21 protein-coding genes are annotated in these 23,955 nt (G+C 61.8%); 10 read left to right on the top strand and 11 right to left on the bottom strand.

What is annotated here, in order from left to right; translation table 11 throughout:
- Nucleotides 1–4 precede the first annotated feature (4 nt).
- Genes ACO07N_RS04880 through ACO07N_RS04865 form a run of 4 tightly spaced genes read right to left on the bottom strand, consistent with a single transcriptional unit; the run spans nt 5 to nt 4,196 of the window.
- Nucleotides 5–1,114 (bottom strand): ABC transporter ATP-binding protein, encoded by a 1,110-nt coding sequence (locus ACO07N_RS04880; protein WP_421979947.1) that lies wholly within the window; start codon nt 1,112–1,114, stop codon nt 5–7.
- Nucleotides 1,115–1,118: 4 nt separating this feature from the next.
- On the bottom strand, nt 1,119–1,991 hold the full coding sequence (locus tag ACO07N_RS04875; protein ID WP_421979946.1) for a carbohydrate ABC transporter permease: 873 nt from the start codon (nt 1,989–1,991) through the stop codon (nt 1,119–1,121).
- Complete coding sequence (locus tag ACO07N_RS04870) at nt 1,991–2,896, bottom strand: carbohydrate ABC transporter permease (protein ID WP_421979945.1); 906 nt, start codon at nt 2,894–2,896, stop codon at nt 1,991–1,993. Before ACO07N_RS04870 ends, ACO07N_RS04875 begins: the two co-directional genes overlap by 1 nt.
- 55 nt (nt 2,897–2,951) lie before the next feature.
- Nucleotides 2,952–4,196, bottom strand: coding sequence for an ABC transporter substrate-binding protein (locus ACO07N_RS04865; protein WP_421979944.1), 1,245 nt, complete (start codon nt 4,194–4,196; stop codon nt 2,952–2,954).
- 273 nt (nt 4,197–4,469) lie between these two features.
- On the opposite strand from ACO07N_RS04865, the gene ACO07N_RS04860 reads away from it, so the two are divergent.
- Nucleotides 4,470–5,519, top strand: a complete 1,050-nt coding sequence (locus ACO07N_RS04860; RefSeq protein ID WP_421979943.1) for a LacI family DNA-binding transcriptional regulator — start codon at nt 4,470–4,472, stop codon at nt 5,517–5,519.
- A gap of 5 nt (nt 5,520–5,524) precedes the next feature.
- On the opposite strand, the gene ACO07N_RS04855 is transcribed toward ACO07N_RS04860, so the two are convergent.
- The 5 genes from ACO07N_RS04855 to ACO07N_RS04835 form a co-directional block, all read right to left on the bottom strand.
- Complete coding sequence (locus ACO07N_RS04855) at nt 5,525–7,051, bottom strand: aldehyde dehydrogenase family protein (protein WP_421979942.1); 1,527 nt, start codon at nt 7,049–7,051, stop codon at nt 5,525–5,527.
- Complete coding sequence (locus ACO07N_RS04850; protein WP_421979941.1) at nt 7,051–7,818, bottom strand: enoyl-CoA hydratase/isomerase family protein; 768 nt, start codon at nt 7,816–7,818, stop codon at nt 7,051–7,053. The genes ACO07N_RS04855 and ACO07N_RS04850 overlap by 1 nt, the downstream gene beginning before the upstream one ends.
- Entirely contained in the window at nt 7,815–9,389 is a 1,575-nt protein-coding gene (locus tag ACO07N_RS04845; RefSeq protein ID WP_421979940.1) for an acyl CoA:acetate/3-ketoacid CoA transferase, read from the bottom strand. The genes ACO07N_RS04850 and ACO07N_RS04845 overlap by 4 nt, the downstream gene beginning before the upstream one ends.
- A gap of 3 nt (nt 9,390–9,392) precedes the next feature.
- Nucleotides 9,393–10,394 carry a Gfo/Idh/MocA family protein gene (locus tag ACO07N_RS04840; RefSeq protein WP_421979939.1) on the bottom strand — a complete coding sequence of 334 codons (1,002 nt, stop codon included), beginning with the start codon at nt 10,392–10,394 and terminating at the stop codon, nt 9,393–9,395.
- A 162-nt stretch (nt 10,395–10,556) separates the two neighbouring features.
- Nucleotides 10,557–10,847: a helix-turn-helix domain-containing protein gene (locus ACO07N_RS04835; protein ID WP_421979938.1), complete on the bottom strand. Its 291-nt coding sequence runs from the start codon at nt 10,845–10,847 to the stop codon at nt 10,557–10,559.
- A 177-nt stretch (nt 10,848–11,024) separates the two neighbouring features.
- On the opposite strand from ACO07N_RS04835, the gene ACO07N_RS04830 reads away from it, so the two are divergent.
- The 6 genes from ACO07N_RS04830 (at nt 11,025) to ACO07N_RS04805 (ending at nt 17,885) form a co-directional block, all read left to right on the top strand.
- Nucleotides 11,025–12,680, top strand: coding sequence for an alpha/beta fold hydrolase (locus ACO07N_RS04830; RefSeq protein ID WP_421979937.1), 1,656 nt, complete (start codon nt 11,025–11,027; stop codon nt 12,678–12,680).
- 175 nt (nt 12,681–12,855) lie between these two features.
- On the top strand, nt 12,856–14,226 hold the full coding sequence (locus ACO07N_RS04825; RefSeq protein WP_421979936.1) for a vWA domain-containing protein: 1,371 nt from the start codon (nt 12,856–12,858) through the stop codon (nt 14,224–14,226).
- Nucleotides 14,223–15,161: a hypothetical protein gene (locus ACO07N_RS04820; RefSeq protein WP_421979935.1), complete on the top strand. Its 939-nt coding sequence runs from the start codon at nt 14,223–14,225 to the stop codon at nt 15,159–15,161. Before ACO07N_RS04825 ends, ACO07N_RS04820 begins: the two co-directional genes overlap by 4 nt.
- A 7-nt stretch (nt 15,162–15,168) precedes the next feature.
- Nucleotides 15,169–15,777: a LemA family protein gene (locus tag ACO07N_RS04815; protein WP_421979934.1), complete on the top strand. Its 609-nt coding sequence runs from the start codon at nt 15,169–15,171 to the stop codon at nt 15,775–15,777.
- Between the two features lie 4 nt (nt 15,778–15,781).
- A complete protein-coding gene (locus tag ACO07N_RS04810) occupies nt 15,782–17,449 on the top strand; it encodes a hypothetical protein (protein ID WP_421979933.1) in 1,668 nt (555 codons plus the stop codon).
- 22 nt (nt 17,450–17,471) lie between these two features.
- A complete protein-coding gene (locus ACO07N_RS04805) occupies nt 17,472–17,885 on the top strand; it encodes a hypothetical protein (RefSeq protein ID WP_421979932.1) in 414 nt (137 codons plus the stop codon).
- A gap of 38 nt (nt 17,886–17,923) precedes the next feature.
- Here the strand turns inward: ACO07N_RS04805 and ACO07N_RS04800 are convergent, their stop codons facing one another.
- Nucleotides 17,924–19,258 carry an MFS transporter gene (locus tag ACO07N_RS04800; protein ID WP_421979931.1) on the bottom strand — a complete coding sequence of 445 codons (1,335 nt, stop codon included), beginning with the start codon at nt 19,256–19,258 and terminating at the stop codon, nt 17,924–17,926.
- A 175-nt stretch (nt 19,259–19,433) separates the two neighbouring features.
- Complete coding sequence (locus ACO07N_RS04795) at nt 19,434–20,696, bottom strand: urate hydroxylase PuuD (RefSeq protein ID WP_421979930.1); 1,263 nt, start codon at nt 20,694–20,696, stop codon at nt 19,434–19,436.
- 296 nt (nt 20,697–20,992) lie between these two features.
- On the opposite strand from ACO07N_RS04795, the gene ACO07N_RS04790 reads away from it, so the two are divergent.
- The 3 genes from ACO07N_RS04790 to ACO07N_RS04780 all read left to right on the top strand — a co-directional run bounded on the left by ACO07N_RS04790 (nt 20,993) and on the right by ACO07N_RS04780 (nt 23,932).
- Nucleotides 20,993–21,928, top strand: a complete 936-nt coding sequence (locus tag ACO07N_RS04790) for a LysR family transcriptional regulator (protein ID WP_421979929.1) — start codon at nt 20,993–20,995, stop codon at nt 21,926–21,928.
- Nucleotides 21,929–22,043: 115 nt separating this feature from the next.
- Complete coding sequence (gene puuE / locus ACO07N_RS04785) at nt 22,044–23,438, top strand: allantoinase PuuE (protein WP_421984380.1); 1,395 nt, start codon at nt 22,044–22,046, stop codon at nt 23,436–23,438.
- A complete protein-coding gene (locus ACO07N_RS04780) occupies nt 23,435–23,932 on the top strand; it encodes an ureidoglycolate lyase (protein ID WP_421979928.1) in 498 nt (165 codons plus the stop codon). The genes puuE and ACO07N_RS04780 overlap by 4 nt, the downstream gene beginning before the upstream one ends.
- Nucleotides 23,933–23,955 lie beyond the last annotated feature (23 nt).

Here is a 23,955-nt window from a genome sequence, read left to right as displayed (position 1 = left end):
CCTGTCAGGCGATCCTGATTTCGCTCTGCGGATCGAAGGCGACGGCCTTTTCCATGTTGAAGGCAAACGGGAAGGTTTCCCCGGCATTGACGGCGACGTCCGCACGGAACCGGCCGGTCACGTCCTTGCCGCCGATCTGGCTGACCACGAACGTGTCCGAACCGGCGGGCTCGGTGACTTCCACTGGCGCGTCGACAATGTGAACGGCCTGCGAGTTCCTGTCGGCGCCGTCCCTGTCGGTGATTGCCTCCGGGCGGATGCCGAGAATGATGTCCCGTCCGACGTCCGAGGCGAGCTTGTCCGTGGCGAAGGGAATGGACGCCTTGCTGCCGTCCGCCAGTGAAACCTCGGCGGCCGGTTGACCGTTCTCCGAAACCACCTTGGCGGGGAACAGGTTCATGGACGGCGAGCCCATGAAACCGGCAACGAACATGTTGGCCGGATTGTCATAGATTTCCTTGGGCGTTCCGAGCTGCTGCACGTAACCGCCGAACATCACCGCGATCCGCGTCGACAGTGTCAGCGCCTCGATCTGGTCGTGGGTCACGTAGACGATGGTCGTCCCGAGTTTCTGGTGCAGTTTCTTGATTTCCGTGCGCATGTCGACGCGCAGCTTTGCATCCAGGTTGGAGAGCGGTTCGTCGAACAGGAACACGTCCGGTTCGCGCACAAGGGCGCGTCCCATCGCGACACGCTGGCGCTGGCCACCGGACAGCTGGCCGGGCTTGCGGTCGAGCAGGTGCTTGATCTGCAACAGATCGGAGACCTGCGCGATGCGTTTCTCGCGTTCGGATTTCTCGATGCCGTGCATCTCCATGCCGAAGGAGATATTGCCGCTCACCGTCATGTTCGGGTAGAGGGCGTAGGACTGGAACACCATCGCAATGTTGCGGTCGGCCGGTTTCACGCCGTTCATGCTCTTGTTGCGAATGGCGATTTCGCCGGACGTGATGTCCTCGAGACCCGCGATCATGTTCAGCAAGGTGGACTTGCCGCAGCCGGATGGCCCGACGAGTACGAGGAACTCGCCCTCTTCGATGGAGATGTCGGTTTCGTGCAAAACCTGCACGGCTCCGTAAGACTTGGTCGCCTGTTTGATGTCGAGAAAGCCCATTGTCTTATCCTTTAACTGAGCCGGCCATCAGGCCACGGACGAAGTACCGGCCCGCGACGATGTAGACGAAGAGAGTTGGCAGCGCGGCCATGATCGCGCCCGCGAAATGGACGTTGTATTCCTTCACCCCGGTGGAAGACTGCACCAGGTTGTTGAGCGCAACGGTCATCGGCTGGCTGTCGAAGTCGGAGAAAGACGCCCCGAACAGGAAGTCGTTCCAGATGTTGGTGAACTGCCAGATGATGCAGACCACCGCGATCGGGCCGGATGACGGCAGCAGGATGCGCCAGAAGATGCGGAAGAACCCCGCGCCGTCGATCTGCGCCGCCCGCACCAGTTCGGTCGGGAAGGCGGCGTAGTAGTTGCGGAAATAGAGCGTCGAAAAGCCGATGCCGTAGACGAAGTGCACGAAGATCAGGCCCGGCACGGAGCCGGCGAGGCCCATCAGGCCCAGCATGCGCGCCATCGGGATAAGCACCATCTGGAACGGAATGAAACATCCGAAGAGCAGCAGGCCGAACAGGATGGTTGCACCGGGGAATGTCCACTTGGTCAGGACGTAGCCGTTGAGCGCGCCGACCATGGTCGACAGGGCAACGGCCGGAACGACCATGATGATGGAGTTGAGGAAATAGGGCCGCAAGCCCGTTGCCTCGACACCGACCTGGGCGCTCGACCAGGCGCTGAGCCAGGGCGCGACCGTCCATTCCTGCGGTAGCGCCATCATGCCGCCTGCCGTGATCTCGGACAGGGGTTTCAGCGAATTCACCACCATCACGTAGAGCGGCAGCAGGTAGTAGATGCAGAAGATTGCCAGCAGTGCGTAGAGAACAAAGCGGGCGATGTTGAAGGAGCTTTTCGCGGAAGCAGAGGCCATCACTTCTTCTCCCTCAGTTCGGACCACAAATAGGGCACGATGATTGCGGCGATCGTCATCAGCATGATCACGGCAGAGGCCGCACCGATCCCCATCTGGTTCCGGGTGAAAGTGTAGGAATACATGAAGGTCGCGGGCAGTTCGGTCGCCGTGCCCGGACCGCCGCCGGTCAGGGCGATCACGAGGTCATAGGACTTGATCGCCATGTGGGCGAGCACCACGAAGGCGGACATGAAGGCCGGACGCAGCTGCGGGATCACGATGCGGCGGTAAAGGGCGAAGGTGGACGCACCGTCGATCTGGGCCGCCTTCATCATCTCGCTGTCGATGCCGCGCAGGCCCGCGAGAAACATGGCCATGACGAAGCCGGATGTCTGCCAGACCGCGGCTATGACAATCGTATAGATCGCCATGTCGCTGTCCTTGATCCAGTTGAACTCGAAGGTCGTCCAGCCCCAGCCGCGCACCACGGCCTCCACTCCGATGCCGGGGTCGAGGAACCATTTCCAGGCGACACCGGTCACGATGAAGCTGAGCGCCATCGGATAGAGATAGACCGTGCGGATGAAACCTTCCGCGCGGATGCGCTGGTCGAGCAGGATGGCCAGAAGCAATCCGAGCGCGCAGCAGATGATGATGTAGAGGAGACCGAAAATGACCAAGTTTTCGACGGCCGTGTCCCACGCCCTGATACGGAACAGGTTCTCGTAGTTCTTCCAGCCGACCCATCCGAAGGTCGGCAGGATCCGGCTGTCGGTAAAGGACAGGTAGAGCGTGAACAGGATGAAGCCGTAAACGAAGATCGCGACAATGGCGACAGTCGGGCTCAACACGATTTTGGGTAAAGCGTCACGCAGTCTGTCAACAACGGAACCGCGTGGGTTCGCCGCTTCAGAAATAGACATCTCAGGCCCCCGGTTGCCGGAAAGCGGTGCGGAGGCACCGCTTTCCGTAGGGTATTTACTTGTTGATTTGAACGGCGGTCACGAGTTCATCGACAGCGGTTGCACTGTCATACTCGCCGTTGAAATGCGCCGTGATCACATCATACATGGCGTTCTTGACGGCAGCCGGGTTGGCGTGGCCGTGAGCCATGGAGCCGTAAAGATTGCCGCTGTCGGCAGCCTTTTTGAGATCGGCCATGCCCTTCTTGCCGCAGGCGTCGAAGGCTTCGTTGGAAACGTCCGTACGGGCCGGGACGGATCCCTTGACCACGTTGAACGCGGACTGGAAGCTCGGCGACAGGATCGCGGTTGCGAGCGCAGCCTGCTCCTTGCCGACTTCGGACCCCTGGGCAAACATCGCAAACTGGTCGGCGTTGAAGGTGACCTGGTCCTGCGTGCCCGGGAAGCGGAAGCACAGGAAGTCCGTGTCAGGCTGCTTGCCGGCGTTGAGGAATTCACCCTTGGCCCAGTCGCCCATCATCTGGAAGGCTGCGTCGCCGTTGATGACCATTGCAGTCGCCAGGTTCCAGTCGCGTCCGGAGAAGTTGTCGTCTACATAGGACCGGATCACGGCCATGCGGTCGAAGGTTTCCTTCATCGTGTCGGAGCCGAGGGTTTCCTCGTCAAGGTCGATGAACGCCTTCTTGTAGAAGTCCGGACCGCCGGTCGACATGGCCACGGCGTCAAAAACGGTAGCGTCCTGCCACGGCTGTCCGCCATGTGCGATCGCGGTCTTGCCGGAGGCTTTCACCTTCTCAAGAGCTGCCACGAACTCGTCCCATGTGGTCGGGACCGCAATGCCGAGTTCATCGAGAACGGCCTTGTTCGCCCAGACCCAGTTGGTGGAGTGCACGTTTACCGGTGCGGACACCCACTTGCCGTCGTGCTTGGCAAACTGCTGCAGTGCTTCCGGAACGACGTCATCCCAGCCTTCAAGACCGGCCTGGATGTTCAGGTCGGCAAGCGCGCCTTCGTTGGCCCAGTCCAGAATGTCGAAGCCGAGCATCTGTACCGCTGTGGGCGGGTTGCCGGACGTCACGCGGGCGCGCAGCACGGTCATGGCCTGCGAGCCGCCGCCACCGGCGACCGGCATGTCCTGCCAGCCGATGCCCTGGCCTTCCAGGTCCTGCTTCAGAACGTTCAGCGCGGCGGCTTCACCACCGGATGTCCACCAGTGCAGAACTTCAACGTCTTCTGCCTTAACGGCCGTGCTTGCTGCCATAAGAGCGGCTGCCGCCGTCATCATCGTCAATTTACGCATGGATTTCCTCCCTTTACGTGCCTGTCGTCGTCAAGAGCGCCGAACATTCGCGCTCGCTCGTCACGCAACGCCTATTGTAACGTTGCAAACCCGGTGCATGTCAATCTTTTAATATTTTCTCTTTGAGAATAAATTATTTGTTTTTTTACATGCAGTTAATTTGAAATCAGTGATTTTGCATCGCAGCATCTTTCTTTGTTGCAACGTTTTAAATTCCCTGATTAGACTTGTCGGACCGTATGAGCTACAAGCCTCTGGTTGAGGGGAGCGGGCATGTCGCAGAAAAACGCTGGAACGACGATGGAAGGGGCTGCCGAAGGGCACGCGCGCCCGACATTGCGTACGGTTGCGGCCGAAGCGGGCGTCGCCGTGACGACGGTTTCGCGCGCGCTCGCGGACGACCCCAGGATCGCCGAGACCACCCGAAAGCGGATCTCCGCGATCGCCGACAAACTCGGCTATGTTCCCAACCGCGCCGCCCAGAGACTGCGCACCGGACGAACCAAGGTCATCAGTCTTCTGATCAATCCGAGACACGAGTTCCTGAGCTTCACCTCCGAGTTTCTCGGCGGCATGTATGAAGGGCTCAGCGGGACCGGCTACTCCATCAACATCACAGCGGACAGCCTCGGCGATGACCGGCTTGAAACCATCCGCAACATCCGCCGTCACTCCCTGGCCGATGCGATCGTGTTCACCAGAACCGAGTGTTTCGACGACCGGGCGCGTTACCTGCTTGAGCACGACTTTCCGTTCGTGACGCATGGGCGTACCGATTTCATGACGCCGCATCCCTTTGTCGATTTCGACAATGAAGCCTTCGTGCGCATGGCGATTGCGCGTCTCGTGGAGAAGGGACGCAAGCATATCTGCATCGTCATGCCGAACGAGAAATACACGTTCGGACAGCATCTGCGCTTCGGTGCGCGGCAGGCGGCGACCGATCACGGCATGAAGCTGACGATCCCGACCGAGGTCGATCTGGACAGCGAGCCCGACGACATCGCAGCGACCCTGCGCATGTTGCACACCGGACCGGACGCGCCGGACGGTTATGTCTGTGTCGGTGAGGTCAGTGCCCTGATCACGCTCGCGTTTCTCAACGACATGGGACTGGCTGAGGGGCAGGATGTCGACGTCGTCGCCAAGCGGGCGTCGCCGATTTCCAACCACTTCCGGCCGCGTATCGAAACGATCGACGAGGATCTGCGCGCGACGGGCCGGGCGATGGCCAAGGTTCTCCTTGACCGCATTTCCGGCGCACCTGTCGAAGACCTGCAGGTTCTGCTGCAGCCCGAGGGACCTTTCTCGATTTCGAGATAGAGCCGTCATGCCGGCACCCACGGATCGCGCGATTTGCCGATTTTCATGGTGACCGTTTTTGCTTCCAGGAACTCGTCGAGACCGTATTTGCCGAGCTCGCGTCCCTGTCCGCTTTCCTTGTAGCCGCCAAAGGGCAGCTCTGCGAAACCGTCCATCCAGGTGTTGGTCCAGACGGTGCCGGCGTTGGCGCGGCGGGCGAACTCCAGGCAGGTATGCACGTTTTCGCTCCAGACGCCTGCCGAGAGGCCGTAGTCGGCATCGTTGACCAGGTCGATGGCTTCATCAAGCGTCCTGAAAGTCAGAACCGAGAGCACGGGGCCGAACACTTCCTCGCGCGCGATGGCCATGGAACCGGCCACATTGGTGACGACCGTCGGCTGATAGAACTGGCCGTTCAGGCCCGGGACATCCAGAGCACTGCCGCCGAGCGGCACGTTGGCACCAGCCGCCTTTGCGTCCTGAACATAGCTGTCGATCTTCTTCTGATGCTCGGGCGTGATGATCGCGCCGACCTTGGTCGACGGATCCAGCGGGTCGCCGAACGGAACCTTGCGCGACAGGGCGATTGTCCGGGCGACGAATTCGTCCGCGATGTCCTCGTGCACAATGATGCGGGAACCGGAATTGCAGCATTCCCCGGCATTGAAATAGACGCCGAACGCGACTGCGTCGGCGGCATTTTCCAGGTCGGCATCGGGAAAGATCACCTGCGGGTTCTTGCCGCCCAGTTCAAGGGATACCTTCTTCAAGGTTCCGCTTGCCGCCTTGACGATGGCCTTGCCGACGCCTGTCGAGCCGGTGAAGGTCACCATGTCGACGCGCCTGTCCTGGGTCATTGCCGTTCCAACCGGATCGCCAAAGCCCAGAACGATGTTCACCACACCTGCGGGAAGACCGGCTTCAAGCAGGAGCTCCCCCATGATGACCGTTGTCGCGGGTGTCATTTCGGAAGGCTTGATCACCGCCGTGCAGCCGGCCGCGAGCGCGAAGGGAAGCTTCTGGGAGACGATCAGGAAGGGGAAGTTCCACGGCGTGATGATGGACACCACGCCGATGGGTTCCTTCAGCACCAGGCCGAGAAAGTCGCTTCCAAGCGAGTTGTGGCTTTCCCCATGCATGGTGCGCGCGAGCGAGGCGGCGAAGCGCCAGATATCGGCGGCCCCCTCGATCTCCGCCTTCGCCTGGCTGATCGGCTTGCCGGACTCGAGCGTTTCCATGAGAGCGATCCGCTCCCGGTCCCGGTCGATCAGGTCCGCAACTTTCAGCAAAAGCGTGGCGCGGTCCTTGCCGCTCGTGCGTGACCAGCGTCCCTTGTCAAAGGCCAGCCTGGCGGCGGCGATTGCTGCGTCCGCGTCAGCCTTGCCACCCTTGCTGGCGATCGTCACCACGGACCCGTGCGACGGCGATGTTCTTTCGAAGGTTGCCGCATCCGCGCTGACACGCCAGGCACCGTCGATCATGTGACGGGCGACGAAAGGCTCAGCTGGAATCTTTGCTTCACTAATGGAGACGACGTTGAGATCACTCATCATTAATTCCCAGGAAATTCCGGTTTGCGTTTTTCGCGGAAGGCGGCGACGCCTTCCGTACGGTCTGCCGTCTGGCCGATCATGCCTGCGCCGAGCGCTTCGACCATGGCGCTGCGGTCTTCGCCGGCAGCCGCGTGGATCATGTATTTGGCAACTTCGATGGCACACGGGGACTTGCCCGCGAGAGCTTCCGCCAGTTCAAAGGCCCTTGCGCGCGGGTCGTCTGCGAGTTCTGCGGCAAATCCGACGGCATGTGCGCGTTCGGCGGAGATCCTGCGGCCGAAGAGCGCCATTTCCTTAACCATCGGTTCGCCCAATAGGCGGATGAGGCGCTGTGTGCCGGACCACCCGGGAACAATGCCGACGGAGGCTTCGGGAAGGGCCAGCGTCGCGTTCGGGGCCATCACGCGGATATCCGCGGTCGCGGCAAATTCCAGGCCGCCACCGAAGGCGTGGCCACCTATCGCCGCGACGGTCGGCTTAGAGAGGCGGGCGACGCGATCGAACAGCCGGTGGCCCTCCCGCACCCAGTGCCGGGCGAAGTCCCAGGGCCCGAGTTCCGACCAGGCGATGATATCCGCGCCTGCGCAAAAGGCCTTCGAGTCTTCGGCGCTGATGACGACTGCCCGAATGGCGGGATCTTTTTCGATGGCGGCGCAATGCGGCTCGATCGCCGCCAGCATGTCGGTGGTGAAAGCGTTGAGCTTCGCCGGGTTGTCGAGCCGGAGTTCGGCGACCGGGCCGTCAATGATGAGATGAAGCGCGCTCACAGGTGCAGCTCCATCGCTTCACGCCGCAAAAGCGCTTTCGGCATTTCCTTCAGATCGTTGGCAAGCCGGACACGGCCCGCGGAGGCATCGACGATGTCACGCTGCGCGTCGATGCCCGGCATGATTTCGGTCGCAAGCAGGCCGCTGTCCGTCAGCTGGATGACGCAGCGCTCGGTGACATAGAGGACTTCCTGTCCGAGTTCCCGCGCGCGGCGGCCGGAGAAGGTGACGTGTTCGACCTCGTCCACCATCTTGGTGAACTTGCCCGGAGACTTCACAGTCAAACCCTCGTCGGTCAGGTCAAGGTCGGCGCCTGCTTCGAACAGCCCCGAGAAGACGATCTTGCCGGCATTTGCGGTGATGTCGACGAACCCGCCGCAGCCGGCCGTCAGGTAGGGCTTCTTGCCGAGCTTTGAGACGTTGACGTTGCCTTCAAGGTCGATTTCCAGGAAGGACAGAAACGAGACGTCAAAACCGCCGCCCTGGAAATAGGTGAATTGCTGCGGCGAAGGCATGTAGGCATCGGCGTTTGACGCGCAGCCGAAGGCGAAGCCCGTCAGCGGCATGCCGCCGGTGGCGCCTTGCTCGATGGCCCAGGTGACCGCCTGTTCCTGTCCGGCCTCCAGGAGGACGCGCGGCACCATGGCGGAAATGCCGAAGCCGAGATTGGCGGTCTGCCCCCTGCTCAGCTCCATCGCGGCGCGCCGGGCGACGACTTTCTCGATACCGTGTTCTGCAAGGGAAAAACTCGACCAGGGACGCATGATCTCGCCGGAGATCGCCGGGTCGTAGTCGGTTTCCGTTGTCTGGCGCTGGTCCGGATCCACGACCACGAGGTCGACGAGATGTCCCGGCACGCGAACATCATGGGGCCGCAGCGATCCGGACGCGGTCACGCGCTTCACCTGGGCAATGACGAGACCGCCGTGGTTGCGCACGGCAATTGCCTGCTCCAGCCCGCCGAGATAGGCGCCTTCATGTTCGTAGGTGAGATTGCCGAGCTCGTCCGATGTGGTTGCGCGGATGATGGCGACATCGGGAACGATATTCGGAAAATGAAGCCAGGTTTCGCCGCCGAGTTCAATCCGGGTAACGATCGGCTTTCCGGCGGCAACGTCGTTCATGGCGCAGCCTTGGCGGATGGGATCGACAAATGTGTCCAGCCCGACCTGTGTCATCACGCCGGGGCGGCGTGCGGCGACGTCCCGGTGCATGTCGAACAGGATGCCGGAGGGAACGTTATAGGCGGCGACGCGGTTGTCGACCAGCATCTGCCAGATGTCCGGCATCGGCAGGGAAGACGGCCCGGAGGGGTAGGAGCCCGCGATGATCGTCGACAGGAGACCGTCCTTCGCAATGTGGTCGATCCCCTTGATCCCGTACATGTCACCGGCGGCAATCGGGTGGATTGTCGTCAGGTTCCTCGGGTGCCCCTCCTTGTCGAACCTCTCGCCGATGGCTTGAAGAACTTTGTCGGGGCACCCGAGGCCGGAGGAAGAGGAAACCGTGACGACGGCATCATCCGCGATTTTCGCGACAGCTGCTTCGACGGTGACAATCTTGGAAGACATGGGTCAGAATCCTCCGTAGTCGACGCGTTCGGTCTTGCCGCTCTGCGCGGCCAGGCGAACGGCATGGGCAACGGCCAGGGACTTGATGCCGTCAACACCGTCGGCAGAGGGCTTGCCGTTTCCGCGGACGGCATCGGTGAACAGGCCGAGGGCACGGTGATAGAGGTTGTGGGTCCGGAACGGGACATCGCTCTCGCCACCGGCGTCAACAAGCCTGATTTCCCCGACCGGCTGCTGGGTCATGACGTTGCGGGCGAATATCGATCCTTCCGTCCCGTGAAACTCGATGCCGGTGCCGGCAAACCCGTGGGTGAAGCTTTCGTGGGTCTGCACCATGGTGCCGGACGGCATGGACCAGACAGACATGACGCTGTCCTCGACACCTTCGCCCATCCCGGAGGTTCCGGCTTTCGCCACCACATCAACCGGGTCTTCGGAGAGGTGAAAGCGGATGGTGTCGGCATCGTGGACAACGATATCGGGGATGACACCGCCACCCGCAGCCGCATCGTTGATCCGCCAGCCGCGCAGGTGCTCCGGCAGATTGACCGCGTGAAACACCCGGGCGCTCAAGACCCTGCCGATCCGTCCGGAAGAGATGAGGTCTCTTATGGCCAGATGCGAGCCGGCGTTGCGCAGGTGATGGTTGGTCGCGAAAACGACACCCTTTTCACGCGCCGCACGCACCATCTCGACGGCATCTTCAAGCGTCATCGCCAGCGGTTTTTCGCACAGGACATGCTTGCCGGCCGCGATTGCCGCCATCGCCTGGGGATGGTGTTTTTCGTTCGTGGTGGAAATGTAGACGGCGTCGACGGTGTCGTCTGCCAGTTGGGCGTCCAGATCGGTGAAACTCTCCGGTATGGCGTTTTCCTGAGCGAAGGCCGCGCCTCTTTCCGCATTCGAGCTCAGAACAGAGCAAACTTCGGCCCCGTCCTGATTGCGGATCGCATCGATGACATATCCGGATGCAATTCGGCTCGCACCGATCAGGGCCCAACGCATGCATACCTCCCGAGATTTTTTGGAACGTTCCAATTTCTTGACGGCATAAAACTTGGAACGTTCCAATTTGTCAATAGAGAGAATGGGAAAAATCGGTGTTTTTGCTTTCAAGCGGCCCGGGACCGTCGCGTCACGCGCCGGTCGGGTGTCCGGTCCGGCGCCTCAGATGGAGGCGACGGCCTTGAGGGGAAGTTTCGGTGTCCGTGCCAGACGCTGCGCAGGTTTGCCCGGCAGGAGCCCTCTGGAAACAACGATCGCGATCGCGTGTTCCCGGGTCTTCGCACCCAGCTTGCGCCGCGCGTTCCGGATGTGAAATTCAACCGTGATGGGCGCAATTCCGAGGATCGCCGCAATCCTTTGTGGCCGTTCACCCACGGCAAGCTGTTGCAGGCACTGGATTTCGCGGTGTGTCAGGTGTTCCGGTTCAAAGTCATCCGTTTCAACGTCGGTCAATCTGTATCCTCCGCACCGCCGAATTTGCACATCTCATTTTCGCTAACAGAGGGCTTCCCCGAAGGCATGACCAATTTTGGGTATGCCGTTGATTGCACCGGCGCGGGTGCTACATTCGACTGGACCATTGAAGAAATTTTCATCGTCATTTTCTGAAGACAGGGGCGTGGACGCAGTTTGAGCGATTCAGGAAAAGGACCCGATCCGGCGCGGCTCGATGACATGATTGCGCACGCTTACAGCGCCATTCTCGATCAGGACAAGTTCGATGAGTTGATCCATCTGGCGGAGGGCAGCCTCTCGGATCCGAGCGCGCGCAAGGAACTACTCCGCCGCAAGCGCGACATCGAAACGCATTTCGAGACGGCGGAACAGTTGCTGTCGAACCTGCCGAAACCGGTCGTGGAGGCCGATCGCCCGGAATTGGCCATCGGGACGGACCTGAAGGTCACGAAAGCCAACGACCTTGCCGAAACACTGCTGGGCGCAATGTCGGGTACATCGCTTGAAGACCTGCCGATCGATGACGACGGTCTGCAACTTGTCCGTGACGCCGTGTCCGGGAGACTGAGCGACTGGCCCGTTGTCCGCATACCGAAGCAGGGAACCGGCAAGCAGGTCCTGCTGGCGCTGACCAGGACCGAGACAACGTCTTCCGTCCCGGAGTGGCGCCTGTGCGGGGTTGAAAGCCTCTGGCGCCCCGGCGCAAGTCTTGCCATGCAGAGCCTTTACGGTCTGACACCGTCGGAAACCGATGTCCTGTCGCTCCTGGTCGGTGGGCACGCGCCGTCGGAAATTGCCGAGGCACGAAACAGGTCAGTCGAGACGGTGCGGCAGCAGATCAAGTCGATGATCATGAAGACACGGTCGCGCGGCAGCGGAGAGCTGACCGATCTTGCCAAAGCGGTCGCGGCATCATCGAGCAGACGGTCTACGGGCGTGCACAGAGCTGCGAACTCGGCACGGTTCAAAGTGGAACTCGCGGACGGGCGCAAGCTGGATTATCTCGAACAGGGGGCGCCCGAGGGCAGGACCGTCCTGTTCCTGCACGGTTGTCTTTGCGGCAATCGCATGCCGAACGCCGCGGCCCGCCACTTTGCACAGTCCGGCATCCGCTTTCTGTCTCCGGCACGTCCCTGGCACGGGCAGAGCGACGGGCATGACATTTTGCTCCTGGACCCGAAGCGCTACGCCCATGACCTGCGCCAAATGCTCGATCAGCTTGACGTGGACAGGGTGTCGCTGGTCGCCTTTGACGTCGGCAGCATCTTCGCGCTTCTGTGTCTGCCTCAACTGCAGGACCGCGTGTCCGAGCTTCTTTGCGTCTCAGCGCAGCCACCGATGCGCTCTTTCCAGGATTTCGCCAGCGCGCCACCGCAACAGAAACTATTCGCAATCCTGCCGCGCGTATCCGTGTCCCTGCTGAGCTACATGGCGAAGATCGGCGACAAACGGCTCAAACGTGATGGCCCTGGCGGCTTTGCGCAAACGGTTTTCGGGGGCGCACCTGCGGATCTGGATGCCTGTCAGGACCCGCATCTTCTGGACCTATTCTGGCAGGGCCACCTGTTCCATGTGGAAACCGGGTCCGACAGCTTCATCAACGATTGCCGGTTCGTGGCCTCCGATTGGGAACGCAGTTTGCAGCCGGCAAACGTTCCCGTCCATTTCGTGCATGGAACCCAGAACCGGTCGATCCGGCCGGAGCGCATCCTGGCCTTCGCCGAACGGCTGGAGGCGCGGGTGTCGCTGGTGGAAAATGCCGGGCACAGCCTGCCGTTCAGTCACTGGAAGGACTGGGTCAGGTTCCTGGACGCCACCGGCTGCCAGTGACCTAAGGGAATCGATAGCTGTCCTTGCAGCCAACCGCATGTTTTCCTAACGGCGTTAGCCGATCCAAGGACGATTGCGAATGCATGCGCTTTTTTCCAAACTGTTTTTTCTATGTTTTTTAATATCTTGCACCCTGTCGCCGCTGAGCGCGCAGGAGCTTTCGCCTGGGCGCGCGATGTTCGTGTTCGACGGCTCGGGGTCGATGTGGGGACAGATCGACGGGCAGGCGAAGATCGTCACGGCGCGCGAAACGCTTGCCCGCGTGGCGACGCAATTGCCGCCGGACCTGGAAGTCGGTCTGGTTGCCTACGGCCACAACCGCAAGGGAGATTGCAACGACATCGAGACGCTTGTGCCGATCGGGCCAGCCGCAACCCAATCAGGTGCGCTGGTTTCGTCGGTGCAATCGCTCAATCCGAAAGGCAAGACCCCGCTTACAAGGGCCGTCAGGCGCGCAGCTGACGTATTGCGCTATCAGGAAGACAAGGCGACGGTGATCCTGATCACGGACGGTATTGAAACCTGTGAGGCTGATCCCTGCGCCGTTGCATCGGAGCTGGAAGCGCTCGGCATCGATTTCACCGCGCATGTCATCGGGTTCGGCCTCACCGCGGAAGAAAGCGGCCAGGTCGCCTGTCTTGCCGAAAACACCGGCGGACTGTTCCTGAATGCCGACGATGCGGCCAGTCTTGGCGAAGCGCTTCAGCAAACCGTTGCCCTGGCTCCGGCCCCCGCTCCCGCGCCGGCGCCACCGGCGGCGTCTCTTTCCAAGAACATCTCCGTTTCGGTCAGCCTGGAAGAAGGGGCGCAGGCGCTGACCGACGCCGACGGTGTGCGGGTTTTCTGGAGTGCCGTACCGGAGGGTGGCGGCGAGGAAATCACGCTGCTGGCCCTGCCGCGTTTCAGCGCAAGGCTGGAGCCGGGCTCCTATCTGCTGACGGCCCGGACGGACAGGGGCAGTTCGGCGTCCGAACGCATCACCGTGTCCGACACCGAGCTGACGGACGTCAATCTCGTGCTGGGAGCCGGACAGCTCGACCTCGCGGCGATCATGGCAAACCAGGACATCAAGCTGTCGGACGTGGACTTCCGCTGGGACATCGAAAACCGGGTCACGGGCGAGACGTTTTCCGCCTACACGCAAAACCTCGTCGCGGTTGTTCCCAGCGGCCAGTATCGGGCAAGCCTTGTCATCACGCGGCTCGACAAGATGTCGCCCGGCAGTGTCGACATCGACGTTCCGACCGGGAAAACGGTTCAGGCCGAGATCATTGCGGCGACCTCGAAAGTTCTGTTCCGCGCCTTCAACCGGGACGGCAGCGAGCTGACGACATTCGATGTCAGGTTCCAGATCTATGAAGGCGAAAGCACCGAAAACAACGACGAATTCCTCGCCATGCGGATCGGCGGCGATCCGATCCTGCTCTTGCCGGGCCGATACGCCGTGCGCGTGGAGGCCTGGGACAAGAGCAAGCGGGATCCCGTGGTCGAAGTGGTCGACATCGCGCCGGCAGCGGACCAGACGATCGACCTCGTGTTCCCATGAGCGCGCAGACCACATTCTGGGATCCGTTTGAAGCGCGCATTCAGCCTGCTGTAGAGGCCCGGCTGGAACGCGCGAAGCCTCTGTTGCCTGCGCCGTTCAAGAAGCTGGAAGTGCCGCTCTTCCTGCTGTCGGTTCCAGGTTTCCTCTTCGCCATCTTCAGTGACAGCCTGAGGCCCCTCGGGTTTATTCTGGTGACGGTCGGAATTGCCGGCGGTTTTGCCATCGATCACCTGACCGGTGCATCGAGGGATAGGCTGAACCGTCTCCGCTCGGCCGCAGAGACGCTCGGGTTTCGGTTCCGGGCGAAGATCCCGGACATCCGCATGCAGAAGATCCGGCAGCAGATCCCCGAAGTGTTCAAGTTGCGGGTCGGCGGGTCGATCCCCCTCGTGGTCGAAAGCGAAATGTGGGGCGTGGCGGAGAACGGGACCCCCTTGTGGGTCGGTCTCGGAGCGCATTCCTCGACCGCGCTGTTCGGCGGACCGAAGCAGAACACCGTGTCGCCGGGTGCAGGTGCCCAGGGCAATGTCCTGATGATGGTCGCCGCTTACCGGCTGGATCGCGATACCTCGGTCCGGCTCGTGCTGATGCCTGAAAATCTGAGTGCGGTCGGACCGCTCGACCGGGATCTGAAGACCGAGAGCATCGCGTTCAACAACGCCTTCAACATCCGCGTGAGCGAACGGGAAGACAAGGGCCGGCTCGACCGGCTCTCGGTCGAAACGCTGCAGGTCCTCACACCCGCGCTCCAGACCAGGCTTCTGGACCTCGCGGACAGGTACGCGGCGCGGGTCATCATCGACAGGGACAGCGTCTATTTCGCCGGCTTCCGGAACCTGCAGAGCATGGACGATGCGGCACTGAACGCCTTCGTCCAGGAGGCCGTCGGCGATTTTGCCGAAGCGTCCGTTTCCTTCAAACACTACGCGGAGTGAACTCGCCATGACGGTTGTGCTGATATTGATGCTTCTGGTGGCCGTGGTCGCCGGAACCTATGTGCTCTGCTACAATTCACTGATGGCCGCGAGCTTCCGCGTGGACGAAGCCTGGTCGGGCATTACGGTCCAGCTCAAGCGTCGGCATGCGCTTGTGCCCAATCTGGTTCAGGCCGCGCGAACGGCCCTTGGCCACGAACAGGCAATTCTCGACAAGATCGTATCGGCAAGGACCGCCGCCCTGGAAGCGATGGCCACCGACCGTCACGCCGACATCGCCCTGGCCGAGGCGGGATTGAGCCAGGCGCTCGGACAGCTGTTTGCCTATACCGAAGACAATCCGGAAATCACCGCAAACGAGAACCTCGCCCTTCTGCAAAAGCAGCTGGAGGAAACCGAGGATCAGGTCGCCGCCGCGCGCAGGATCTACAACGGAAACGTGCAGGCCTACAACACGCGGGCCGCCTCCATTCCGTGGAACTTCGTCGCGGGTCTCAACGGGCTCAAACCTTCGGAGATGTTCCGCCTGGATGACGCGGAGATGAAGCTTGTGTCGCAGGATCCTTCCGTCGAAGACCTGCAGCTCGCCGTCCCGCCCCAACGCGAGAGGACGTGAACTGATGAAGCGGATTTTTCTTAGCGCCGCGTTCCTGCTGCTGGCTCTTTCTCCGGCGGCAGCGTCGCCGGAGACCTGTGTCGCCTCGGCTCCGAGCGGGAACTCGTTGCGGGTCTATGATGCGCCGTCAACGAATGGTCCGGTGCTCGGCGGCATCGGCGTCGGAACCTGCGGCATCAACGTGACGAACCAGTGCGAAGGCACGATGTGCGTCATTGCGTTTCCCGGTCTCAACGGCTGGGTCGACATGCGGCACATATCCAACAGCCCGGTTCAGGCACCCGGCCTGATGACCTCGGCAGACGTTCTCGGGACCTATATTTACGGTGTCACCGGAGGCAGCGGCAAGGTGACGGCCGCCGGGGTGACGCAGCCGACACCCGTTGACGCGACCGGGACGGTCAGGATCGAGAAATCCTCGCCAACCTCCGCCACCCTCGTCCTGCCGCGCGAAGTGACCGATGCGCCGATCCGCCTTTCGGGAAGCGGCGCCGGACCCTGGACAGGCGGGTTCGGCAGCTGGGGTGGCATGCCCATGAACGTTTCGGTGCGTTTCGACGGGCTGGGCAATGCGTCGGCGAGCCTCGTTCTGGTCGGGCAAAACCAGATTGCCTCCATGGAGATCAGTCTGAACCTTGCGGTTCAGACCCTGCCGTCCGGATCGCAACCGGCAGTATCTGCACCGGCGCCCGGAAGCGGGCCGGTCCCCAATCCTCAGCCTCCTGCTGCCGGTGGCGGCAATCCATGCGTGGAGCTGGCACGCATTACCGCCATCATCAACCGGCAGGCGGGAACCCGGCAGGTGCAGGATCTGCGCGGCATTTATGTCATTGCGGGTGTGAAGAGCACCGATGCGACCGGCGATCCCGGTGCGTGCCGGAGAGCGCTCGACCTGATCGCACAGAATGAAGGTCTCTGGAAATTGGCCGAAAACGGCGGCGTCGGCAGTACCGCGGCCGCTCCCAGCGAAGCCGTTCCAGTGCCCCGGCCGAGCCCGAAGGAAGCTCCGGCGGGCACCGGTTCCCAGTCCGCTCAAACGATCGCGCCGCCGGCGGGTGCAGCGGTCGGCGATCCGGGCATCGGCGCTGCCGGGCAGGGTGCCCTGCTGGCGGAAGCCTGCGTGATCCTGCAGCCTGCCGTCAGTCCCCTTCTGCGCGGGACGTCTCGCGAGACGCGGTCCGCCGTTTTGAAGATCCTGGCGGTTCAGGGCATCGTCAGCGTTGCGTCGGCGCAGCCGAGGCAATGTGCCTTCGTCCTGGCGGAGCTGATCGCCGCCGGACTGATTGCAAACGACAACCGGCCCTGGGCAATGCTGGCGCAATCAGGCGGCGCGGCGCTTGTGCAACAAGGCGAGGACCCGGCGACGATGATTTCAGGCGGTGTCGAAATCGGAATCGACCCGAGCGATTTCATTCCGGAATTCAACCCGGAAGGGCAGGTCGGTCAAACCGCTCCTTCCGGAGTTGCCCAGAGCGCCGGCCCGGCTGCCGGCAATCCGTGCATTGAACTCGGCAACGCGATGATCGTCACGATCCGGCTGGGCTTTGCCGCCGATATCGACGGCTTTGCCGCCATCTTGAAGAAACACCGCGTCGAGACGCTGGACCCCAGCGGCGCCCGGATCTGCCAGAATGCGTTGGCGGATGCCAGGCAGGCCGGACTTGTTCGATAATCCACTTGCCCGGAGCTGAGCGATGCCCCCTTTGTTTTCAAAGCTGTCCGTTGTTCTCGTCTGCCTGTTTCTTGCAGGCATGGACACAAGAACCGCTTCGGCTCAGACCGCCGCCTCCGATCCGGCGGAAACCGCCGATCTGCCCGGTTTCGGTGTCTGGGGCCCTGCCTACAGGCTTCGGAATGTTCCGGACGGCATGCGTCTTGTCGTGCGGGCGTCGGGGGATCGCGGGGCGGCAACCGTCGGCAGTCTCTCAAGGTCGGCCAGCGAAATTCTCGTCCTGAACTGTTTCCCCGAGATCGTGCCGCTTGATTTTGAAGATGCAAGTCCCGAGGCCAAACGTGAAATGCTCGGGGGCGTGTGGTGCCGGATCGACCATTATGGCATGACCGGTTTCGTTCCCGGAACTTATCTCGATCCGATCCTCGGCCGCTGATTTCAGCATGTGGCGGGGCGAAGAGGCTGTCTTGAGGATCAACCGCGTTCCGTCGGCCAGCTTGCGTGCAGGGCATCGATGACAAAGGCATGTGCGTGACGCTTCCCGAATGCGTCCTGCAGATGCGGATGATCCGCCGGTAGCTCAGGGTGTTCGTGTACCAGGATCCTGCTGTCCGCCAGCGGCCAAAGCTTCAACGCGGCCAGCATTCCGACGATTGCCAGACCGGCATGTGCGAGCATGGTCGTCTGAAGTCCGGCACTGGTACCCAGCCAGCCGGCGAGCGGATAGGCGATCAGCCAGCAGCCATGCGAAAGTGCGAACTGGGCGGCGAAGACCATCGGTCTGTCCTCCGCATGCGCGGAATTTCGCAGCAGGCGGCCCGAAGGCACCATGATTGCAGAACTTGCGGTTCCCATGATGAACCAGGCACCGAGCAGGAGCGGCCAAAGTTCCTGCGGTTGCAGTCCCGTCGAAACGGCCGCAAATGCAAGCAGAACGCATGGCAGGACACATGCGCCCGACAGCATCACGCTTCGGTCGCTCACCGTCCTCAGCAGGCGGGGAAGGGCAAGCGCGGCTACCATCGAGCCACCGCCATAGGCCGCCATGGCAAGGGCAAGATCCGTGTCGCTGCCGCCGAGCAGGCTCTTGACCACCACGACGGAATTCACGATCACGATGGCGCCCGCGGCGGCAACGGTCAGGTTGAGCGCGAGCAGGCCCTGCAGCCTCGGTGTCTGCAGATAGATGCGCATGCCCTGCGAGATCCGCTGCCAGGGAGAGGTGTCGCGTGCTGCTGCAATGGCCGGAAGCGTTACCGTGAGAACAAGGCCCGCGGAGACCAGGAAACCGGCGACGGTGCCGCTGAAAAGCCAGTGATACCCGACAAGGCCGATCAGGACAGCCGCGACAACCGGGCTGAGAAGGTTCTCAAGATCATAGGCCATGCGCGACAGCGACAAGGCGCTGGTATAGTCCTCTTCGTCCTTGAGGATATCCGGGATCGTCGCCTGAAACGCCGGGGTGAATGCGGCCGACGCGGACTGCAGAACAGCAATCAGGAGGTAGATCTGCCAGACGGCATCCACGAAGGGCAGCGCAACGGCCGTCGCTGCGCGCACGAGATCAAGGCCGACCAGCCATGCCCTGCGCGGAAAACGGGATGCGAACCCGGCGGCGAGCGGCGACAGGGCCACGTAGACGATCATCTTGATCGCCAGCGCTGTGCCCAGCACGGCGCCCGCATCCGCTCCTGCCAGGTCATAGGCGAGAAGCGCGAGCGCGACCGTCATCAACCCGGTGCCGAAGAGCGCGATGACCTGGGCGGCGAAAAGATGACGGTATGTGCGATTGGCCAGAACGGTGAACATCTTTGACGCGCGGTGCCGGTTCGAGCAGGTTCCGATTGATGGATAGCACGCATCGCCGCACATCGCCAAACCGTGGCGCCTGCCTCCGGCGGCGCCTGGAGGCTACTCCACCGCAGCGACTTGCTTCGATCTATCGCCAAGATCGGTCAGGCGCGCGAACCAGCCTCGGCAGAGGTTATTGGAGCGCGACCCCGAATGGGGCTTTCTCACGTGCTGCGCGGTACCAGTCGACGATCTTGCGGCGCTCGTCTTCTTCCATGTAGGAGACATTCGCCGGCGGCATGGCGTTGGTGACGCCCGATTGCAGATAGATTTCGCGCGCCGCCCGCACGATATCGGCATCCGTTTCCAGGACCACGCCCTTCGGTGCCCAGTGGATACCCTCGTAGACGGGCTCGCGTGCGTGGCACATGGCGCAGCGGCCCGGGACGATGGATCTGATCTCATCAAATCCGGAGGCGCTCGCGTATACCTGTTCGGCGGGTGTCAGGGGACGGGTTTCCGAAGCTTCGTAGCTGCCGTCCTTCCACATGGGCAACATGCTCAGGTGAATGATGAAGATGAACAGGATGGCAGTCGCCAGCCAGGTCCACATGGGAGCCTTTCCGCCGGCGTGCTTGGTGTTGAAGTAGTGCCGGATGGTGACGCCCATCAGAAAGACAAGCGCGGCGATCACCCAGTTGTATTCGGACGCGAATGCGAGCGGATAGTGGTTGCTCAGCATCAAGAACACGACCGGCAGCGTCAGGTAGTTGTTGTGCATGGACCGCAGCTTGGCGATCTTGCCGTATTTGGCGTCCGGCGTGCGCCCGGCCTTCAGGTCGGCCACCACGATCTTCTGGTTCGGGATGATGATGAAGAACACATTTGCGGTCATGATCGTCGCCGTGAAGGCGCCGAGATGCAGCAGGGTGGCGCGGCCGGTGAAGATCTGGTCATAGCCCCAGCCCATCGCCACCAGCAGAATAAAGAGCAGGATCATCAGGATGGTCGGGTGGTCTCCAAGCGGCGACTTGCACAGAAAATCATAGACGAGCCAGCCGATCGAAAGCGATGCGGCGGAGATCAGGATGCCCTGCCACAGGGCGAGATCCGCTTTTTCAGGGTCGATCAGGTAGAGCTCGCCGCCGACCCAGTAGACGATCATCAGGAGGGCCGCACCCGACAGCCAGGTGGCGTAGCTTTCCCATTTGAACCAGGTGAGATGCTCCGGCATGTGTTCCGGCGCGACGAGATACTTCTGGATGTGGTAGAAGCCGCCTCCATGGACCTGCCATTCCTCGCCGAACGCACCCACGGGCAGGTGCGGCGACTTGCGCAGGCCCAGGTCCAGGGCAATGAAATAGAAGGACGAGCCGATCCAGGCGATGGCCGTCACGACGTGCAGCCACCTGACGGCGAATGCGAGCCATTCCCAGATGATGGCGATATCCAGCATGCTGTCCCTCCAGCCCTATGCAGGCACCCTAGAGCGGTGAATTTGAAGTTCGCATCAGTGCTGCAGCAGTCTCCGAAGCGAACTCAAAATTCGTAAACCGACCTAGGAACATAAACTTGCTTGTCACCTTCTTGAATCTGAAGTTCGTTCGAAGCCCGCTGCAAATGAGTCTAACTTCAGATTCAGGTGACTACGTTCCGGACCGACTTGTGAGTCCGTAACCTACTCTACCTTGATATTTTCTGGTATCTCGACATAATTCCGATCAGTTTCAAAAAAAACGGATAAATAGGGGCGTGGCCTACCTGGAGAATATTCGCACTTTCCTGCGTGTCTACGAGCTTGGCAACATGTCCGCCGCCGCGCGCGATCTCAGGATATCCTCCGCCGTTGCGTCCTCCCGGGTTTCGCAGCTCGAAGATCATCTGAATGTCCGGCTGTTCCAGCGCACGACCCGTGCGCTCAGTCCCACGGAACACGGCAACCTGTTCTATCGCGGGGCCACCAAGATCGTCGAAGCGGTCGAGGAAGCGGAAGCAGAAATCAGCAACGTGACGCGCTCGCCCCGGGGCACGCTCTTCATCGCGGCTCCGATCGGTATGGGGCAGCGGCTGATTGCACCGTCCATCCCCGCCTTCAAGGCGGCCAATCCGCTGATCGACATCCGTCTGCGGCTGTCGGACCGGAAAGTGGACCTGACCGGAGAAGGCCTCGATGCGGCCTTTTTCCTTGGTGTGCCGGAGGATTCGACGCTGAAAATCCGGAAGATCGCGGACTGCGTGCGGGTCCTGTGTGCGTCACCAGACTATATTGCCCGCAAAGGGGCGCCTGAAAGTCATGAAGACCTTGCGTCCGGCGCGCATGACTGTCTCAACATGCGATATCCGGGAGCCCCGGAATTCCAGTGGCCGCTTCAGACCGGCGGCGGGCTGAAGAAGGTCGCTGTCAGGGGACCGTTCGAGTCCGACCATGGCGATGTCCTGACCGAATGGGCCGTTGCCGGCCACGGCATCATATTGAAACCCGTCTTCGAGATCGCCGACCATCTGTCATCAGGAAAACTGGTTCCGGTCCTGGAAACCGAACCGCCGCTGCCGGTGCAGATGGCTTGCCTCTTCACGCATCGCAAGCGGCAGGACCCGAAGGTGCGGCTGTTTCTTGATTTCATGGTGGAGCAAATTCAGGCAGCGATTTGTGAAAAGGTGACAAGCAAGGTGCCATTCGACCGGTAAATCCGGCTGGTGACTTTGAAAGCACTTTCAATAATTTCCAGAAAGCCAATGCTCGTTATCTGCCTTATAAAGTTATGAACACAGGAGGCATGTTTTGAACCGCTACGCGCGCAATATGCGGGGCTATGGCCCCTTTCCGCCCGATCCCAAATGGCCGGGAGACGCCAGGGTCGCCGTTCAGTTCGTCCTGAACTACGAGGAAGGCGGTGAGAACAACGTGCTGCACGGTGATGCCGCCTCCGAGGCGTTCCTGTCCGACATACCCGGAGCGGCGCAGTGGGCAGGTCAGCGGCACTGGAACATGGAATCCATTTATGAATATGGCGCGCGGGCCGGGTTCTGGCGCCTGCACCGCCTGTTCACACGTGCCGGAATTCCGCTCACCATCTACGGCGTGGCGTCCGCGCTGGCGCGCAACCCGGAACAGGTCGAGGCGATGAAGGAGGCCGGCTGGGAAATCGCCAGTCACGGCCTGAAGTGGGTCGAGCACAAGGACATGCCGGATGTGGAGGAACGGGCCGCGATCGCCGAGGCCATCCGGCTGCACACGGAAGTGGTGGGTGACCGCCCGCGTGGCTGGTACACGGGTCGCTGTTCGGAGAACACCGTCCGGCTGGTCGCGGAAGAGGGCGGCTTCGACTATATCTCCGATACCTATGACGACGATCTGCCCTACTGGCTGGAAATTGGCGGGCGCGAGCAGCTGATCATTCCCTATACGCTCGAGGCCAACGACATGCGATTTGCCGTGTCGCCCGGCTGGAGCGATGGCGAGGACTTCTTCAACTACCTGAAAAACGCGTTTGACGCGCTTTACGAGGAAGGCGGGACCGACACGCCGAAGATGATGTCGATCGGTTTGCACTGCCGCCTGGTGGGACGGCCGGGGAAGATCATGGCGCTGCGGAAATTCATCGACCACATCCAGTCACACGAAGGTGTCTGGTGCCCGCGCCGGATCGAGATTGCCGAGCACTGGGCCAGACATCACCCGCCGCAACGCGGGCTGCAGCCAAGCCGCATGACACGGAGCGAATTCGTTGACCGGTTCGGCGGCATTTTCGAGCATTCCCCCTGGATCGCGGAGCGCGCGTTCGATCTGGAACTCGGACCGGCGCATGACTGCGCCGCCGGTGTTCACAACGCGCTTTGCCGCGTGTTCCGTTCCGCCAGCAGGGAAGAACGTCTCGGCGTCCTGAAAGCGCATCCGGATCTCGCCGGCAAGCTGGCGCAGGCCGGGCGTCTCACGGCGGAGAGCACATCGGAACAGGCAAGCGCGGGACTGGATCTCCTGACCGACGAGGAACGGGTGACCTTCACAGGCCTGAACGCCGCCTATGTCGAAAAACACGGGTTTCCCTTCATCATCGCGGTCCGGGATCATGACAAGGCTTCGATCCTGTCCGCATTCCAGCGGCGGATCGAGCATGACGGCGAAACGGAGTTTGCCGAGGCCTGCCGGCAGGTCGAGCGCATTGCCCGCCACCGCTTGACGGACCTGTTGCCGTGAGCGCGAAGACGATCACCGCGCGGGTTCTGACCGCAAAGGCATTTGCACCGTTCGGGGACGTGATCGAGCCTGACGGTTCACCCGACAAGATCATCAATCAGGGCATGTGCGGCCGGTTCCACGATCTTGCGCGCCTGGACTTCGGTTCGGGCCGCGCCGGCATCAGCCTGTTCGACGCCAAGGCCAGGACATTGCCCCATACCGTGGACATGGTTGAGCGGCACCCGGAAGGCAGCCAGGCCTTCATGCCCGTGGACGGGGTGCCGATGCTGGTCGTCGTGGCAGAGGACAAGGCGGGCCGGCCGGTCAACCTGAAGGCCTTCGCCAGCCAGCCCGGGCAGTCGATCAATCTTCACCGGGGAACCTGGCATGGCGTGCTGGCGCCCCTCGGAGAACCCGGGCGGTTCGTGGTGGTCGACCGGATCGGCGACGGCGACAACCTGGAAGAATTCTGGTTCCCGGACCCCTTTGTCGTGGACGCCATCGAGGGCTGAGACGCACGCGCCTCGGCGCTGCG

The organism is Roseibium sp. (genome assembly GCF_965229775.1).
GTDB lineage: Bacteria > Pseudomonadota > Alphaproteobacteria > Rhizobiales > Stappiaceae > Roseibium.
This window is presented reverse-complemented; position numbering and strand designations above follow the sequence as displayed.

What these genes read in the sequence shown, in the direction of transcription:
- ACO07N_RS04880 (WP_421979947.1), bottom strand. Translation starts at nt 1,114, where the DNA reads ATGGGCTTTCTCGACATCAAACAGGCGACCAAGTCTTACGGAGCCGTG.
- ACO07N_RS04875 (WP_421979946.1), bottom strand. Translation starts at nt 1,991, where the DNA reads ATGGCCTCTGCTTCCGCGAAAAGCTCCTTCAACATCGCCCGCTTTGTT.
- ACO07N_RS04870 (WP_421979945.1), bottom strand. Translation starts at nt 2,896, where the DNA reads ATGTCTATTTCTGAAGCGGCGAACCCACGCGGTTCCGTTGTTGACAGA.
- ACO07N_RS04865 (WP_421979944.1), bottom strand. Translation starts at nt 4,196, where the DNA reads ATGCGTAAATTGACGATGATGACGGCGGCAGCCGCTCTTATGGCAGCA.
- ACO07N_RS04860 (WP_421979943.1), top strand. Translation starts at nt 4,470, where the DNA reads ATGTCGCAGAAAAACGCTGGAACGACGATGGAAGGGGCTGCCGAAGGG.
- ACO07N_RS04855 (WP_421979942.1), bottom strand. Translation starts at nt 7,051, where the DNA reads ATGATGAGTGATCTCAACGTCGTCTCCATTAGTGAAGCAAAGATTCCA.
- ACO07N_RS04845 (WP_421979940.1), bottom strand. Translation starts at nt 9,389, where the DNA reads ATGTCTTCCAAGATTGTCACCGTCGAAGCAGCTGTCGCGAAAATCGCG.
- ACO07N_RS04840 (WP_421979939.1), bottom strand. Translation starts at nt 10,394, where the DNA reads ATGCGTTGGGCCCTGATCGGTGCGAGCCGAATTGCATCCGGATATGTC.
- ACO07N_RS04825 (WP_421979936.1), top strand. Translation starts at nt 12,856, where the DNA reads ATGTTCGTGTTCGACGGCTCGGGGTCGATGTGGGGACAGATCGACGGG.
- ACO07N_RS04820 (WP_421979935.1), top strand. Translation starts at nt 14,223, where the DNA reads ATGAGCGCGCAGACCACATTCTGGGATCCGTTTGAAGCGCGCATTCAG.
- ACO07N_RS04815 (WP_421979934.1), top strand. Translation starts at nt 15,169, where the DNA reads ATGACGGTTGTGCTGATATTGATGCTTCTGGTGGCCGTGGTCGCCGGA.
- ACO07N_RS04810 (WP_421979933.1), top strand. Translation starts at nt 15,782, where the DNA reads ATGAAGCGGATTTTTCTTAGCGCCGCGTTCCTGCTGCTGGCTCTTTCT.
- ACO07N_RS04805 (WP_421979932.1), top strand. Translation starts at nt 17,472, where the DNA reads ATGCCCCCTTTGTTTTCAAAGCTGTCCGTTGTTCTCGTCTGCCTGTTT.
- ACO07N_RS04800 (WP_421979931.1), bottom strand. Translation starts at nt 19,258, where the DNA reads ATGTTCACCGTTCTGGCCAATCGCACATACCGTCATCTTTTCGCCGCC.
- ACO07N_RS04795 (WP_421979930.1), bottom strand. Translation starts at nt 20,696, where the DNA reads ATGCTGGATATCGCCATCATCTGGGAATGGCTCGCATTCGCCGTCAGG.
- puuE (WP_421984380.1), top strand. Translation starts at nt 22,044, where the DNA reads ATGCGGGGCTATGGCCCCTTTCCGCCCGATCCCAAATGGCCGGGAGAC.